The sequence below is a fragment of the Bacillus cereus group sp. BceL062 genome, assembly GCF_051780025.1.
In the GTDB taxonomy this organism is placed as follows: Bacteria; Bacillota; Bacilli; order Bacillales; family Bacillaceae_G; genus Bacillus_A; species Bacillus_A toyonensis.
Window position 1 is genome coordinate 130,313 of the sequence record NZ_JBPWGY010000002.1, and the last position, 15,941, is coordinate 146,253.

A 15,941-nucleotide genomic window follows, 5' to 3' on the forward strand; every position below is an offset into this window, starting at 1 on the left:
GAGTGTATATGTATATAGTAAACCAAATTTTCAGTAGTAATTCTAACTCGTTCTATTTGCTACATTTATTTCATAAATTATGGATAGAGTACAACAGCGAAGAGGGGGAGTGCGACATGATTTATCGCTTACTAGCTCTTAATATAGATGGGACACTACTATACAATAACGGAAAAATCGCAAAAGGATTACGAGAAACAATTGAATTTGTGAAAAGAAAAGATGTATACGTTACATTATTTACGAGTCGTAATTTTCAATCCGCTCATAAAGTAGCAAAGGCGTTAAAATTAGATTCTATATTAGTGACACATGGTGGTGCTTTCGTTTCAGCAACGTTAGATAAGCCGTACGTTCAAAGAAGATTATCTGAAGAGAAGACTTTTAACATTGTGCAAGTGTTAGAGCACTTTGATTGTAATGTACGCATTTCTCATGAGCGGTTTTCAATCGGAAACCGGGAGAGAAATACACCAAACTTAATTGCGCGTACTGTATTATCAAGCGCAGATCCGTTATTTTATCCAGTTCAATTTGTAGATTCGTTAGGCGATGCGCTTCGTGATCATCCGGTAGCGGCACCAAAAATTGATGTTGTTTTCCATAGTAAAGGTGAAAAGGAAAGAGGGCTAACTACGCTAAGAAAAGCATTCCAAGATATAGAGTATGTTGAATGTGACGCAAAACGAATAGAAATTTTGCCACAAAATGTATCAAAGTTACGCGGATTACAGTTGCTTGGAGAGCATTTAAATATTTCGCTAAATGAAATGGTTGCGATTGGGGATAGCATGGAAGATTTAGAGGTCATTGAAAACGTTGGACTTGGGGTAGCGATGGGGAATGCGCCTGTAGAGTTAAAGCAAGCGGCAGATTGGATTACACGTTCAAATAGTGAGAACGGTGTAGAGTATATGATTAAAGAGCATTTCCGTAAGCAATTCCCACTTCCGTTTTTGAAAAACCATAAAAATACACCGAAACGATGAAAGAAAAACGTAGCTTTGTGGCTACGTTTTTTTGTTGAACTTACTAAAAGGAATGAAAGCGTTTTAGGTTGTGAATTGTGTATGAAATCTATACAATTCACTTGAATCCTTTAGAAAACTAATGTAAAGTGGATGATGTTCCCAAAATAGTTACACCACATGAAATATTCTTCAGATAAATTTTATTGAGCTCCCGTATGTAAAACATTTCCGCATGATAGTGTAGTTCACGTATTATTTCAAAAATGAATTGTAGTAATTTTATTAATTAGTTGTAGCGTTTCTTTGTTTTATTTAAATGGATTATTTTAAGTTAATGTGAGTAAGATCTGGCACATATGAAATGTGTTTCTTTTTATGATTTTAGGAAGTTTAAAAGGGGGAATGAATTTCTTGAGGAAATCATTTAATCAAAAAATTAAAAAGTTAAGTAGTAGTTTAATAGTTGTATTACTAATATGTATGAATTTTTTAATCCATTTACCATTTAAAGCAGAGGCAGCTACAACAGAATTAAAAGGTTTAGGTGATGTATCTTATTACAACGCCATCATTTTTGGAGATCATAGTGCAACGAGTGCGGATATTGAAGGTGCGATGGCTGTTCAGAAAAATATGAACGCATCAAGTTATACAGTCGTAGCGGCTGCAACTGGAGCAAATAACTTAGCTGGAGCAACTTGGGTAGATGAAGGATATCCATCATTATTACTAGGCGGTCAATTTAAGAAAGCGGGAGCAGGACAAGTAATTATTCAAGATGGAACAGTGGCGATGACAAAAGACGGTGACCCAGATGGCGCAATGAAAACGTCATATGACCGTATCTCTTATAAAGAGCAAGCGGAGATTGATGCTAAGTTTAAAGAATTTAGAAAAGACGTTGATGGTGTAATCGGGGATGCGGGCCAATTACACACTGATAAGCCAACACTTAATATGAGCTTTGGAATCGGTGAAGATGTAAACAACCCTAATATTTATGTCTCTTCAGGCCAAACGGGAAAGAAAACATTTGATGTAAAAGACGTTTATCTTCCAAATGTAGAGAATAAAGACTTCATTGTTATTTATTCAGATGCAGAAGAAGTGAGTTTTGGTGGCGGTGCAATTTTGTATGATACAAGAAATACTGGGATGGCAACAGACTTAATTAATACATCTCAAGCATACGACCCTAATTCATCTTTTACTGAGTTAGCTAGTAAGGTAATTTGGGTATTTCCTAATGCTACAAAGATAACAACTAAAGGTTATGGTGTAGTAGGTAGTGTGTTTGCACCTAACGCAGTTGTAGAAACAAAAGGTGGTTCTATTAATGGACAAGCCTATGTTGGAGGATTACACCAAAGAGATGGTTTTGAGGTTCATAACTTTAAATTTAACTGGCCAAAGTGGAATAAGCCAGCAGCTGAAAAAGGAAATTTACAAATTAAAAAAGTTGATGAAAACGATGAAAACATTGTTTTAAAAGACGCAAAATTTGATGTTATAGACAAAGATAATACTGTTGTGGCTACTGTTACAACAAACGAAAAGGGTATTGCGGAAGTAAAAGATTTACCACTTGGTGATTATTTTGTAAAAGAAATTAGTGCACCAGAAGGATATATAAAAGTTGATACACCAGTAAAAGTAACAATTGATAGTACAAACGTAATTGAACTTGTTATGAAGAATACGAAAAAAGTTGAAAACGGCCAATTTAAATTGTTGAAAAAAGATAATGAATCTGGTCAACTTCTACCAGGTGCAAAATTTGATGTTATCGATAAAGATGGGAAAGTTGTCGAAACAATTATTACAGACAGTAAAGGTGAAGCTTTATCAAAACAACTTCCAGTTGGAACATATACATTAAAAGAGGTAGAAGCCCCGAAAGGATATGAACTATCATCTAGTTCAGTTCCTGTAAATGTAGAGGCTAATAAAGTAATTACTGTAGATGTGTTGAATAAAAAAATCCCTGAAAAAGTAACAGGTCAATTCGAAATCGTGAAAGTAGATGCAAATGATAAAGAGAAACTATTATCAGACGCAGAATTTGAAGTGTATAAAGACGGTAAGAAAGTAGATACGTTACGAACAGATAAAACAGGTAAAGTGATTTCTCAGAAATTAGAACCAGGGAAGTACACATTAAAAGAAACGAAAGCACCACAAGGATATAAGTTGTTAAAAGAAGAAATTGAAGTCGTTGTGGAAGTAAATAAAGTAGTACAAGTACAAGTGGAAAACGCGAAAGAACTAGGAAGCTTACAAATAATCAAAAAGGATGCAGAGAGTGGAAAAGTTCTAGCGGGCGCAGAATTTAAATTAAAGAATGAATCTGGTCAAGTAGTTGGAGAGGCGAAAACAACAGATAAAGATGGTGTTGTGAAATTCGAAAACGTAGTGCCAGGAAAATACACGTTAGAAGAAACGAAAGCGCCAGAAGGTTACAAAGCGCTAGAAGTGACAGTAGAAGTAAATGTTGTAGCGAATGAAGTAGTAAAACAAGAAGTTACGAATGAAAAAGTAACAGGTCAATTCGAAATTGTGAAAGTAGATGCGAATGATAAAACGAAAGTATTATCAGGTGCAGAATTCGAAGTGTATAAAGATGGTAAAAAGGTAGCGGAACTGAAAACAGATGAGAGTGGAAAAGTGATGTCACCGAAATTACCATTAGGTGAATACACAGTGAAAGAGACGAAAGCACCAACGGGCTATAAACTTTCTAATAAAGAATGGAAAGTAACAATTCAAAACGAGAAAGAAGTAGTAAAAGTAGAGGCAGAAAACGAAAAAATCTTAGGTTCTCTACAAATTATTAAAATGGATGATAAAGATCAAACGAAACGTTTAGCAGGCGCACAATTTACATTGAAAGATGTGAAAGGAAATGTTGTAAAAGAAGAAATTACAACAGATGAGTCTGGAACTGTAAAAGTAGACGGACTAGTGCCGGGGGAATATACGTTAGAAGAAACAAAAGCGCCAGAAGGTTATAAAGCGCTAGAAGTGACAGTAGAAGTAAACATCGTAGCGAATGAAGTAGTAAAACAAGAAGTGACGAACGAAAAAATAACAGGTCAATTCGAAATCGTGAAAGTAGATGCAAATGATAAAGAGAAACTATTATCAGACGCAGAATTCGAAGTGTATAAAGACGGTAAAAAAGTAGAGACATTACGAACAGATAAAACAGGTAAAGTAATCTCTCAAAAATTAGAACCAGGAAAATACATATTGAAAGAAACGAAAGCACCACAAGGGTATAAGTTGTTAAAAGAAGAAATTGAAGTCGTTGTGGAAGCAAATAAAGTAGTACAAGTACAAGTAGAAAATGCGAAAGAACTAGGAAGCTTACAAGTAATCAAAAAGGATGCAGAGAGTGGAAAAGTTCTAGCGGGCGCAGAATTTAAATTAAAGAATGAATCTGGTCAAGTAGTTGGAGAGGCGAAAACAACAGATAAAGATGGTGTTGTGAAATTCGAAAACGTAGTGCCAGGAAAATACACGTTAGAGGAAACGAAAGCGCCAGAAGGTTATAAAGCGCTGGAAGTGACAGTAGAAGTAAACATCGTAGCAAATGAATTAGTAAAACAAGAAGTATTGAATGAAAAAGTGAAAGAAAAAATAACAGGTCAAGTAGAAATTACAAAGGTAGATGCGAATGATACAAATAAAATATTAGCAGGCGCAGTTTTTGAAATTTTGAAAGACGGAACGAAAATAGACAAATTAACAACAGATAAAAATGGTAAAGCAACTTCCAAGAAACTTGAACCAGGAGATTACATTTTAAAAGAAGTACAGGCTCCAGAAGGATACACTTTATCTAATAAGGAAATTAAGTTTACGATTTCTAATCAAAAAATTGAAGTTATAAAACTTCAAATTACAAATCAAAAAGAGCCAGGTGGAGGAACAGAAACACCAGGTGGAGGAACAGAAACACCAGGTGGAGGAACAGAAACACCAGGTGGAGGAACAGAAACACCAGGTGGAGGAACAGAAACACCAGGTGGAGGAACAGAGACACCAGGTGGAGGAACAGAAACACCAGGTGAAGGAACGGAAACACCAGGTGGAGGAACAGAGAAGCCTAACTTACCCGAAAAAGGGGAAGGTTCTTCTAATAATCAACAACTTCCAGCCACAGGACATGATATGAACTATCTCCCATTCGTTGGTTTTGTTCTTGTGTTATTAGGAATACGTTTAAGATTTATGACTAAAAATAGTTAATAGATGTATAAAAGGCATAGGAGAAATGTTATCTCTTATGCCTTTAAGTTATTAATAGAAGGAATAAGGTAAAACCTTCTGTATTGACCTGCAAACGCCCTTCAAGTAAACTAAAGAGAGTTTGCAAATGAAAAGGTGATAATGTTGTTAATTTCAATTAAAACGTTACAAGATGATCGTTTTTTACGTCCGCTACAAAATATTGGCGGCTTATTTTTTGAAGATAGTACGATTGGATTTGAACAAGAGGAAGCAAATCTTATCGTTGATATACACATTGAAGAGAATGTGAAAGCATCAGCTCGCTTAACAGATGTTGCTACTGGAAATGTGTATGAAGAAACATTCGCGAAAGATTTATCTGCTTTTACAGATGAAAAAGAGCGTATGAAGCAAGTGAAACATGTTGTTTCTTATGTATATCTTTCTGTTCTTCAGCAGTTAACAGGTCTTGAACAAAGCTGGGGTATTTTAACGGGAGTACGTCCGACGAAACTTCTTCATAAAATGCTTCAAAGTGGTATGTCAAAAGAAGAAGCACATCAAGAACTTCGTGAAAGCTATTTAATTCATGAAGAGAAAATTGAACTTCTTCAGCGTATTGTTGATTGTCAATTAGCAGTTGTTCCGGATTTATACCGTTTGAAAGAGGAAGTAAGTATTTATATCGGTATTCCATTCTGTCCGACGAAATGTGCATACTGTACATTCCCAGCTTACGCAATTAACGGACGCCAAGGATCTGTTGATTCGTTCTTAGGTGGTCTACATTATGAAGTTCGTGAAATTGGTAAGTTTTTAAAAGAAAAAGGTGTGACAGTTACGACAATTTATTACGGCGGCGGTACACCAACAAGTATTACAGCAGAAGAGATGGATATGCTGTATGAAGAAATGTATGAAGCGTTCCCAGATGTGAAAAATGTGCGTGAAGTAACAGTTGAGGCAGGTCGTCCAGATACAATCACGCCAGCGAAACTAGAAGTGTTAAATAAATGGAATATTGACCGCATTAGTATTAATCCGCAGTCATACCATCAAGAAACACTAAAAGCAATTGGCCGTCATCATACTGTAAAAGAAACAATTGAGAAGTATCATTTAGCTCGTGAAATGGGAATGAACAATATTAATATGGACTTAATTATTGGTCTTCCTGGTGAAGGGTTAGATATCTTCAAGCATACGTTAGATGAAACAGAAAAGTTAATGCCAGAATCATTAACAGTTCATACGTTATCATTTAAACGTGCTTCTGAAATGACACAAAACAAACGTAAATATAAAGTAGCAGGTCGTGAAGAAATTACAGCGATGATGCACGAAGCAGAAGAGTGGACGCAAAAGCATAATTACGTACCATATTACCTATATCGTCAAAAGAATATTTTAGGTAACTTAGAGAACGTTGGTTATGCAATGCCTACGCAAGAAAGTATTTACAACATTGTCATAATGGAAGAAGTACAATCGATTATCGGGCTTGGCTGTGGTGCTTCAAGTAAGTTTGTTCATCCGAAGACGGGCGCAATTACGCATTTCGCGAATCCGAAAGATCCAAAATCATATAACGATGGCTTTGTAAAATATACAGAAGATAAACTGAAAATTTTAGAAGAGCTGTTTGTGTAAGCATAAGAGGACTGTTCCGATTTGGAACAGTCTCTTTTTTATCCGGCTATTTGCGGGGGGAAGGCTGCCTGTAAAAACCCGATTAAAGTTTCGTTTTATTTTGTCAATTTTTGTCGGTAAGTCGATATATTCGAAAAATCGCTGATATATATTGAGTTGCGGTCGATATATTCAAAAAACCGCCGATATAATTTTATTTACTGAGAAGTGAATCAAAACATACCTTCATTTGTAAAACTATGTCGATAATAATCAGAAAAATTAGTCAGTTTTATAGAGGACAATGTCTACTTATAGACGAAATGATAGATTTATGAAAGAGAAAAGGGGGAAATTGTTGGCATGTACATGACGATAGGGAGAATTTTTGATTTATCTGTTGGTAAGTATCCGAATAAAGAGGCGTTAGTGGAACCAGAAAAAAATATTCGCTGGACGTATAAACAGTGGGATGAACAAATAAATAAAACGGCGCACGCTCTATTAGAAGAGGGAGTAAGAAAGGGAGATTGTGTATCTGTTTACTTATATAACTGTCGTGAATTTGTAAACGTTTACTTAGCTTGTGCGAAAATTGGTGCAATCTTTAATCCAATTAATTTCCGCTTAAAAGCGAAAGAAGTATCTTATATTCTTCAGGACGCATCCTCGAAAGTAGTTGTCTTTGAAAAAGCAGTTGAGTCAACTGTTGCTATGATTGAAAGAGATTTTCCAAATACATCCTTTTGGTATGTAGAAGACGATAAACCTTCCTATGCAAGCTCCTACCATGAAAAAGTAAATGCAGCATCTTCTGAGAAAGTAGATATCGAAATTGATGAAAGGGATTATTGCTCTATGCTTTATACGAGCGGTACGACAGGGCATCCGAAAGGCGTATTGCATCGTCATCGTGAAATGACTGAGCATAGTATGATTTGTACGTATTTCTTAAAATATAACAGGGATAGTGTCGGGCTTGTAGTAGCACCTTTATATCATTGTGGTGAGTTGAATGCTGGGATTATACCGCGCATTCAAGTTGGCGGAAAGAATGTTATTTTGCATCACTTTGATACTGAAACAGTATTACATACGATTCAAGAAGAGAAGATTACAACGTTCTTTGCAGCACCGACGATGTGGAATATGTTGCTGCAAAAAGATTTATCCCAATATGATTTAACTTCGATGAAAATTGGTATATATGGCGGAGCAGCAATGGCACCAGCTTTAGTGAAGGAATGTAAAGAACGTCTTTATATTGATCTCGTCCAAATATACGGAATGACAGAAATGGGGCCAGTTGTTGCGTTTCTCGTGGAAGAGGATCAAATTACGAAAGCTGGTTCAGCAGGGACGCCATGTTTTAGCCATGAAATTCGTATTGTAAAGCCGAACGAAGATGCACCTGCAGAGCCAGATGATGTATTACCTCCTTATGAAGTGGGAGAAATTATTTTGCGCGGTCCGACTATGATGGCTGGCTATCATAATCGTGAAGAAGCAAACACAAAATCGCTGTATAAAGGATGGTATCATTCAGGTGACTTAGGTTACTTTGATAAAGACGGCTATTTATTCGTTGCAGATCGCGTGGATGATATGGTAATTAGCGGTGGTGTAAATATTTATCCTCGTGAAATTGAAGATTACCTCCATAGTCACCCTGGTATATTAGATGTTGCAGTGCTTGGTGAACCTGATGAATTATGGGGAGAACGTGTTGTAGCCGTTATTGTAAAGAAAGATGAAGCGATCACAGAAGCTGATTTAGAAAAGTATTGTAAAGAAAGTGATGAATTAGCAGATTATAAACGCCCACGTCATTATTTATTTGTGGATGAACTTCCTCGTAATGCGAGTGGGAAACTGCAGAAATTTGTGTTGAGAGAGTCGTTAAAAGGTACGAAAAAATAATAAAAATGCCTTTCCAATTTGGAAAGGCATTTTTATTATTTACGTGAAAAACCTTCTTCATCAAGGTATTCCGCTGCTTCTGGATAAGAGTTGAATGTACCGTCTAAGTTTACGCCAGCGTAAACGTTCCACATGTCATCCTCTGATATAAGAGTAAGAATATGACCATCTTCGTTATGCCATTCTTCTTCTTTCGCAGGTTCTGCAGGGATTACTACTTCTTCTTGTGATAATAGTTCAATTGATTGCTCAATTACTGAACGTAATTCTTCCGCTGAAAATTCACGGATGTTAATCATACCTTTATCGTCCGTTTTGTAACCTTTAATACCGCTTGCATATACAAATCCGTTTCCATTTGGGTGTAAATGATATACAACGTTCTTTTTATCTAAACGACTTTCTTCAAAGTGAAAGTTTACGCGTTTTAATGATACGTTCTTTCTTTCTAATTCAGGGAAAGATTCGATGATCGATAATTTTTCTTCAAAAGTTAGCATAGTGCCTCCAAGTATATAGTAAAAGATTTAATTTGTTCATTATAGCATAGTTGCAATTGTTTCCAAAGGTAAGGGGGAAACTTTTCATTGAATACGTTTACTTCACGAGACTGTAAAAAGTACGCTAACGAATAAATCTTTTTAGGTGTACAATGGAACGTGGACTTTATCCCGCATTAACGGGCAGTAAGACTCCCACCTCAAATTTCGGCGAATGCGAGGAAGTTAGGTGGAAGCCCTGCTGCCCGTAAACGCCCGATTGGTGTGGGCTAATAATCAGTGGGGGATGAACAAAACCCCCACTGATTAAAGTTTCACTTTATACGAAGGTGGTTATTTTATGTTTCAAAAAATTGCAAAGGAATGTTTAGCAGGATTTACGGTTGCGATTGTTGCGTTGCCACTTGCCATTGCGTTTGGTATTGCGGCAACGGGAACGTCTGAAGGAGCACTGGTCGGATTGTACGGTGCAATTTTTGCAGGTTTATTCGCAGCGTTATTTGGTGGTACACCTGGGCAGGTTACTGGGCCAACTGGACCGATTACGGTTATCGCAACAGGGGTTATTGCGACGCACGGGTTAGAGGCGAGTTTTATAGCATTTATGATGGCGGGACTTTTTCAAATTTTATTCGGGGTATGTAAGCTAGGCTCTTACGTTCGATATATTCCGTATCCTGTCGTTTCAGGATTTATGAACGGTATTGCACTGATTATTATTTTAGGTGAAATAAAACACGTGCAAAATAGTTTTCTGCTCGTAGTATTAACGATCATTGTAATGATTGTTTCTGGAAAATGGATTAAGGCCATTCCATCTAGTTTAGTTGCGTTAGTCGGTGTGACTGCGTTGTTGCCTTTATTTTCTTCATTGTTAGAAGGGCTTACAGTGAAGGTACCGATTATCGGAAATCTTTCACTAAATAAAGTAATTGAAAAGATTGGAACGATTCCAGAAGCGATGCCTACGCTTCATATTCCATCTTTAAGTGGAACAGGATTAGCAGAACTTATTTTACCAGCGCTTAGTATTGCTTTATTAGGTTCGATTGACTCTTTATTAACGTCAGTCGTAATGGATAATGTGACAGGTACACGTCATAAAAGTAATAAAGAACTTGTCGGACAAGGTATTGGTAATATGGTGAGCGGATTGTTCGGCGGATTAGCAGGTGCAGGGGCGACTGTACGATCTATCGTTAATATAAGAAGTGGCGGTAAAACGGCGCTTTCGGCAAGTATGCATAGTGTTATATTGTTTATTTTCATTATGGGACTCGGTTCAGTCGTACAATACATTCCACTTGCTGTATTATCAGGTATTTTAATTTTAACGGGTATTGGAATGTTCGATTGGGAAAGCATGAAGAAAATGCATGTAGCGCCAAAAGGTGATGTTATTGTTATGCTCGTAACGATGATTGTCACAGTAAAGTTTGATTTAATGATCGCTGTTGCATTCGGGATTATTCTTTCCTTCATCCTATACATTGTGAAATGTAAAGAACGTAAAACTTCGATTGTAAAAGAAAGAGAAGCAACGTATACGATTCAAGGACCGCTCTCTTTCCTATCAGTAGATCGTATTTTTACTACTTTACAAGATGTGAAGTCACCGATTGTTTTACGTATGAAAGATGTGCGCTATATGGATGTGTCAGGAGCGATGGCATTATTAAATTTTGTTGAGCAGTCAAATAAAGCTGGAGCGAGTGTAACGCTTGAACAAGTACATCCAAGTATTGAAAAAACAATTGTAGTAATGGCGAACGATGAACAGAAAGAGAAATTGAATTTTTTAGGTGTTTAGACGGTATAATAAAAATATCGCAAAAGAAAATTTAGAGTATGTAAAATACGAATGAAATAAAAAGAAGGTGCTCGAAAATCCAGTATAACGGACTTTTCAGAGTACCTTCTTTTTGTTATTCAATTCCCAAATCAACAATCATATAAGCAAGTATAACAACGAAGAAAATACTTACGGCTGGTGCTGTTAATACGTGACCAGACATAAAGCCGATGCCGAGCGATAAGACGAGTGTGTTAGCTAGTAGCATATGTTTTACATTTAATAGTTTCTTGAAGTTAGTGATGATGTGAATGAATATTTTAATACCGAAATAAAGAAGCGGCAGCAAATACATAAGGAATCCAACAATGCCGAACGCAAAGAATAGGTCGTAGAAATCCATTTCGACTAATTTAGGTGTAGTTGTATAGTTACCAGCGTAGCCCATTCCAAATAGTTTTTGAGATAGTGGTGCGTCTTTATAGTATTGTTTGTATACGTTTAAAAACTTGTCACGATCACTGTAAATTAAACTCTTCATTTCAGAGTCTGTTAGTTCACCCTGCTCACGTTCTTCTTTCGTTACCTCTCCTTCTTGTACTGGATTTTTATATTTATATATTTGTAAATGGATGCTCATGTTTTTGGCGATAGGAGTATATGGTGTAAGTATGAGTATACCTCCTAATACGATAGCAACAACAATTGTATTTACAAGATATGTGAATCCTTTTCCTTCTTTTTTACGATGAATAATATATTCAATGAATAAGAAAAAAAGAGCGATACCAAGTGTAATAACAATGGCACCATAGCCTACTTTCGTTCCAATCATAATGCTTGCATACATCGCAAGTACAGTTGGAATCCAGTAATAGATTTTCGAGAAAGAAGTTGTTTTATGAATTGAGTACAAGACAACGATGGGGAACGTAATGGCGAAAATGGAACTTAACTCATTTCCAGCAAAGAACCATCCCCTTGAACCGATCTTTGAGTTCGGATAACTTGGGAAATCTGTACTAGTCAACATTGCCACAATAATTGAGATACTCAAAATTAACGTTGCATATAAGAAATAGATAATGATTTTATGAAACGCATATTCGTTATTTTTTAACTCTTTAAGAGCGATAATATACCCAAACAGTAGTACCATTGGATATGCACTTTTTAAAATGAATTTCACTTCTTCTCCGAAAGAAACTGGAGATTTGACCATTAAATTATTAACAAGGCCGATTGTGAGTACAGTTCCAAGTAAGCATAAGTAGAGAATGTATTTTTTCGCACCTTGTTGTTTATGATGAAGAAGTAGATACCCTGATGCAAGAAGCATAAAGGCGAAACGGACTACGATTCCGACTGTTGCGCTCATGTGTAATACATAGATTGAAAAAGATGTTAGTAAATCTAAAATTGGTTGAAACACAATGAATAGCAGTAGGAAATGTGGGAAGTAGTTATCCGTCTGTTTCAACTTATTAACCATATGTTCCTCCATTTCTTCATTCTTTTATTTCAGCACCCGAGTGAGGGGATAAATACCTTTTTATCGGGCTATTTACCGCGCAGTAAAACTCTCACCTTAAAATTCAGCTGGAGCAAAGGAGTTAGGTGGAAGCCCTGCGGACCGTAAAAGCCTTCACTTTATAGTAAGGCGAATGAATTTCAATATTTGTTTTTAAGCAGTACATGCAAGAAGACATTATTTCATTGTAATGATAGATAGATGAAAGGTATGGATAAAACGACTTTGATTGCTATATTTTTTAACGAAATGGTATGTTTTATACAGGATATATACAAATTGCGAGATTATTAGACAGAAAATTAAGAAAAAAGAAGGATTTTTTACCTGTTTTCTATAATTATATAAGTATAATCTTTATGTAGAAAAGAGGGGTATATGATGGAAGTAACGAGTAAAACAGAATCTGTGGTTGTGAAATATGAAGGAAGCGTAGCAACGGTGATGGTCAATCGCCCAGAAGTGTTAAATGCATTAGATGAGCCAACGTTAAAAGAGCTATTACAAAAGTTGAAAGAAGTAGCGGAGAGTTCTGCGCATATTGTTGTGCTATGCGGGAACGGCCGTGGTTTTTCTGCGGGTGGGGATATTAAATCGATGCTTTCAAGTAATGATGAAAGCAAGTTTGACGGTATTATGAATACCATTTCTGAAGTCGTTGTAACTTTATATACGATGCCGAAGCTTGTGATTAGTGCAATTCATGGACCAACTGCTGGTCTTGGATTAAGTATTGCATTAACTGCTGATTATGTGATGGCAGATATATCGTCAGTTATTGCGATGAACTTTATTGGAATCGCTTTAATTCCAGATGGTGGCGGTCATTTCTTCCTACAAAAGCGCGTCGGTGAAAATATGACGAAGCAAATTATTTGGGAAGGCAAGAAATTATCAGCAACAGAAGCGTTAGATATCGGCTTAATTGATGAAGTAATCGGCGAGGACTTCCAAACAGCTGTGAAACAAAAAATTAATGAATGGTTACAAAAACCGGTTAAGGCGATGATTCAAACGAAGCAAATTTTATGTGAAGTCAATCGCTCTAATTTAGAACAGACGCTACAGCTTGAAAAACGCGGTCAATATGCGATGAGACAAACAGCTGACCATAAAGAAGGCATTGCTGCGTTTTTAGAAAAACGTCTACCAGCATTTAAAGGGGAATAAAGTAAAACTTTAATTAGTGAGGGATTTTGCTCACTTCCTACTGATTATTAGCCCATTAATTCGGGATAAAAGGGAGAAAGTGCTAACACATTTTAGTATAATTGTGTTAGCACTTTTTTTAGGAGTCATACATGAAAAAAATTATAGGTATTACCGGTATAATTTTGTTTGTATATTATGCTTTGCACAGTACACCATCTATGGCTGTACGAACTGCATTATTTTTTGAAGGGCATCCAAGTGTTGCGTTTTCTGGCGGGGTGACGAAAGAAAAAGATGTGAAAAAAGAAGCGATTCCAGATGAGTACCAAACTTTATATGGTAATGAAGAAGAAAAATCAGAGCACTATTTCTTTCCGCATGTAAGGGCGCACGGATCAGGAATTGATATGTTAAGTGCGTGTGTGAAAAAAGAGTGGTTTTTCTATAAAGCAGAGCTCGGGTGTTATTGAACATAGGAGGATGAATGATGTCAACTTATAACAAGTTAGTAAGAGACCGTGTTCCAGAGAAAATATTAATGTCTGGAAAAACATATACAGCACAAAAATTAACAGGCCAAGCATACATACAAGCTTTAGCGAAAATTGGAACGGAAGAAGTTCGTGAATTTGCTTCTATGAAAGAGCGTGAACATGCGTTAGATTCTCTTGCGGATGCACTGGAAGTAATTATGTCATTAGCGCGTGCAGAAGGAGCAACAATTGAAGACGTAGAACGCCTTCGTAAGAAAAAAAAAGAAGAGCACGGTGGATTTGAAAGAGGGATTTATTTATTAGATGTTTCAGAAGAATAGTTTTATAGGAAAAGCATAGCGTTACTCACTAACGCTATGCTTTTTTGCTGCAATGAAGCTAATAATGAAGAAGATAGCCGTTAATCCCCAGCCGATTGTAATAGAAGTAGTAGTATGAACGGCATAAGAAACTTGTAAACAAAGTAATGATGCTAAAAACCAAATGAGTGCAATGTGTATATATTTTTTTGATATATTCATATTTTGTAGCTCCTTTTTACATACTAAAGAGAATTTTACTATAATTTAGAAAATTAGACTATATAAGTAGAGGTTTCATAGCAAATTTTGTATACTGAATAATAGAGAAAATGAGGAGGAAACGACAATGGCACATCATACGAAAGAAACGATGGAACTCATTAAGGAGCTTGTCTCTATTCCGAGTCCATCTGGAAATACGGCGAAAATTATTAATTTCATTGAAAACTATGTGAGTGAGTGGAACGTAGAGACGAAGCGTAATAATAAAGGCGCTCTTATTTTAACGGTAAAAGGGAAAAATGATGATCAACATCGTTTATTAACTGCTCATGTTGATACGTTAGGTGCGATGGTAAAAGAAATTAAATCTGACGGTCGTCTTCGTTTATCTATGATTGGCGGATTTCGCTGGAACTCTGTAGAAGGGGAATATTGCGAAATTGAAACGTCAAGCGGTAAGGCGTATACAGGAACGATTTTAATGCATCAAACATCTGTACACGTATATAAAAATGCAGGCGAAGCGAAACGTGATGAGCAAAACATTGAAGTGCGTATTGATGAGCGTGTTTCTTCTGCGAATGAAGTACGCGAATTAGGAATTGAAGTAGGAGACTTCGTTTCATTTGATCCACGCGTTCAAATTACAGAGAGCGGATACATAAAATCACGTCATTTAGATGATAAAGTAAGCGTAGCAATTCTATTAAAATTAATTAAAAGATTGCAAGATGAAAATGTAACATTACCATATACGACGCATTTCTTAATTTCTAATAATGAAGAGATTGGATACGGTGGAAACTCTAACATTCCAGAAGAAACTGTAGAATATTTAGCAGTTGATATGGGAGCGTTAGGTGATGGACAAACATCTGATGAATATACAGTATCTATTTGCGCAAAAGATTCTAGTGGTCCATACCATTATGCATTACGTAAACATTTAGTTGAACTTGCGAAAGCGAACAATATTGAATATAAAGTAGATATTTACCCGTACTACGGATCTGACGCATCAGCTGCGATTCGCGCTGGATTTGATGTGAAACATGCATTAATTGGAGCCGGTATTGATTCTTCTCACGCTTTTGAACGTACGCATGAGAGTTCCATTGCACATACAGAATCATTAGTATATGCGTATGTAATGTCTAATTTAATTGAAGACTAATTTCATAGAAAATAAAGTGGG

General features: G+C 36.3%; 12 protein-coding genes. 9 read left to right on the forward strand and 3 right to left on the reverse strand.

The genetic code is table 11. The features are described 5' to 3' along the window. Positions 1-116: 116 nt before the first annotated feature. From ACS2MN_RS05830 to ACS2MN_RS05845, 4 genes are all read left to right on the forward strand, one after another. Positions 117-989, forward strand: a complete 873-nt coding sequence (locus ACS2MN_RS05830) for a Cof-type HAD-IIB family hydrolase (protein WP_000640434.1) — start codon at positions 117-119, stop codon at positions 987-989. 357 nt (positions 990-1,346) lie between these two features. After that, positions 1,347-5,222, forward strand: a complete 3,876-nt coding sequence (locus ACS2MN_RS05835; protein WP_438894669.1) for an MSCRAMM family protein — start codon at positions 1,347-1,349, stop codon at positions 5,220-5,222. Positions 5,223-5,363: 141 nt separating this feature from the next. After that, positions 5,364-6,854 (forward strand): coproporphyrinogen III oxidase, encoded by a 1,491-nt coding sequence (locus ACS2MN_RS05840; protein WP_346994052.1) that lies wholly within the window; start codon positions 5,364-5,366, stop codon positions 6,852-6,854. Between the two features lie 342 nt (positions 6,855-7,196). Further along, positions 7,197-8,753 (forward strand): fatty acid--CoA ligase, encoded by a 1,557-nt coding sequence (locus tag ACS2MN_RS05845; protein WP_346994053.1) that lies wholly within the window; start codon positions 7,197-7,199, stop codon positions 8,751-8,753. Positions 8,754-8,788: 35 nt separating this feature from the next. Here the strand turns inward: ACS2MN_RS05845 and ACS2MN_RS05850 are convergent, their stop codons facing one another. Continuing rightward, positions 8,789-9,253, reverse strand: a complete 465-nt coding sequence (locus tag ACS2MN_RS05850) for a hypothetical protein (RefSeq protein ID WP_000955010.1) — start codon at positions 9,251-9,253, stop codon at positions 8,789-8,791. Positions 9,254-9,593: 340 nt separating this feature from the next. Between ACS2MN_RS05850 and ACS2MN_RS05855 the strand changes: the two genes are divergently transcribed. Beyond that, complete coding sequence (locus ACS2MN_RS05855) at positions 9,594-11,063, forward strand: SulP family inorganic anion transporter (protein ID WP_438894670.1); 1,470 nt, start codon at positions 9,594-9,596, stop codon at positions 11,061-11,063. Positions 11,064-11,178: 115 nt separating this feature from the next. Here ACS2MN_RS05855 and ACS2MN_RS05860 read toward each other — a convergent pair whose 3' ends face one another. Beyond that, positions 11,179-12,537 (reverse strand): O-antigen ligase family protein, encoded by a 1,359-nt coding sequence (locus ACS2MN_RS05860; protein WP_052943766.1) that lies wholly within the window; start codon positions 12,535-12,537, stop codon positions 11,179-11,181. Between the two features lie 420 nt (positions 12,538-12,957). On the opposite strand from ACS2MN_RS05860, the gene ACS2MN_RS05865 reads away from it, so the two are divergent. From ACS2MN_RS05865 to ACS2MN_RS05875, 3 genes are all read left to right on the forward strand, one after another. After that, positions 12,958-13,746, forward strand: coding sequence for an enoyl-CoA hydratase (locus tag ACS2MN_RS05865; protein WP_000454186.1), 789 nt, complete (start codon positions 12,958-12,960; stop codon positions 13,744-13,746). A 131-nt stretch (positions 13,747-13,877) separates the two neighbouring features. Next, complete coding sequence (locus ACS2MN_RS05870; RefSeq protein ID WP_000720136.1) at positions 13,878-14,198, forward strand: hypothetical protein; 321 nt, start codon at positions 13,878-13,880, stop codon at positions 14,196-14,198. Positions 14,199-14,215: 17 nt separating this feature from the next. Then, a complete protein-coding gene (locus tag ACS2MN_RS05875; protein ID WP_052943765.1) occupies positions 14,216-14,542 on the forward strand; it encodes a nucleoside triphosphate pyrophosphohydrolase in 327 nt (108 codons plus the stop codon). 21 nt (positions 14,543-14,563) lie between these two features. Here the strand turns inward: ACS2MN_RS05875 and ACS2MN_RS05880 are convergent, their stop codons facing one another. After that, positions 14,564-14,743: a hypothetical protein gene (locus tag ACS2MN_RS05880; RefSeq protein ID WP_001027088.1), complete on the reverse strand. Its 180-nt coding sequence runs from the start codon at positions 14,741-14,743 to the stop codon at positions 14,564-14,566. Between the two features lie 127 nt (positions 14,744-14,870). On the opposite strand from ACS2MN_RS05880, the gene ACS2MN_RS05885 reads away from it, so the two are divergent. After that, a complete protein-coding gene (locus ACS2MN_RS05885) occupies positions 14,871-15,920 on the forward strand; it encodes a M42 family metallopeptidase (protein WP_000930092.1) in 1,050 nt (349 codons plus the stop codon). Positions 15,921-15,941: the final 21 nt, after the last annotated feature.

Bases quoted from the DNA above. Each gene is read 5' to 3' on its own strand.
- ACS2MN_RS05855 (WP_438894670.1), top strand. From the start codon at position 9,594: ATGTTTCAAAAAATTGCAAAGGAATGTTTAGCAGGATTTACGGTTGCG.
- ACS2MN_RS05870 (WP_000720136.1), top strand. From the start codon at position 13,878: ATGAAAAAAATTATAGGTATTACCGGTATAATTTTGTTTGTATATTAT.
- ACS2MN_RS05850 (WP_000955010.1), bottom strand. From the start codon at position 9,253: ATGCTAACTTTTGAAGAAAAATTATCGATCATCGAATCTTTCCCTGAA.
- ACS2MN_RS05875 (WP_052943765.1), top strand. From the start codon at position 14,216: ATGTCAACTTATAACAAGTTAGTAAGAGACCGTGTTCCAGAGAAAATA.
- ACS2MN_RS05840 (WP_346994052.1), top strand. From the start codon at position 5,364: ATGTTGTTAATTTCAATTAAAACGTTACAAGATGATCGTTTTTTACGT.
- ACS2MN_RS05885 (WP_000930092.1), top strand. From the start codon at position 14,871: ATGGCACATCATACGAAAGAAACGATGGAACTCATTAAGGAGCTTGTC.
- ACS2MN_RS05830 (WP_000640434.1), top strand. From the start codon at position 117: ATGATTTATCGCTTACTAGCTCTTAATATAGATGGGACACTACTATAC.
- ACS2MN_RS05835 (WP_438894669.1), top strand. From the start codon at position 1,347: ATGATTTTAGGAAGTTTAAAAGGGGGAATGAATTTCTTGAGGAAATCA.
- ACS2MN_RS05845 (WP_346994053.1), top strand. From the start codon at position 7,197: ATGTACATGACGATAGGGAGAATTTTTGATTTATCTGTTGGTAAGTAT.
- ACS2MN_RS05860 (WP_052943766.1), bottom strand. From the start codon at position 12,537: ATGGTTAATAAGTTGAAACAGACGGATAACTACTTCCCACATTTCCTA.
- ACS2MN_RS05880 (WP_001027088.1), bottom strand. From the start codon at position 14,743: ATGAATATATCAAAAAAATATATACACATTGCACTCATTTGGTTTTTA.
- ACS2MN_RS05865 (WP_000454186.1), top strand. From the start codon at position 12,958: ATGGAAGTAACGAGTAAAACAGAATCTGTGGTTGTGAAATATGAAGGA.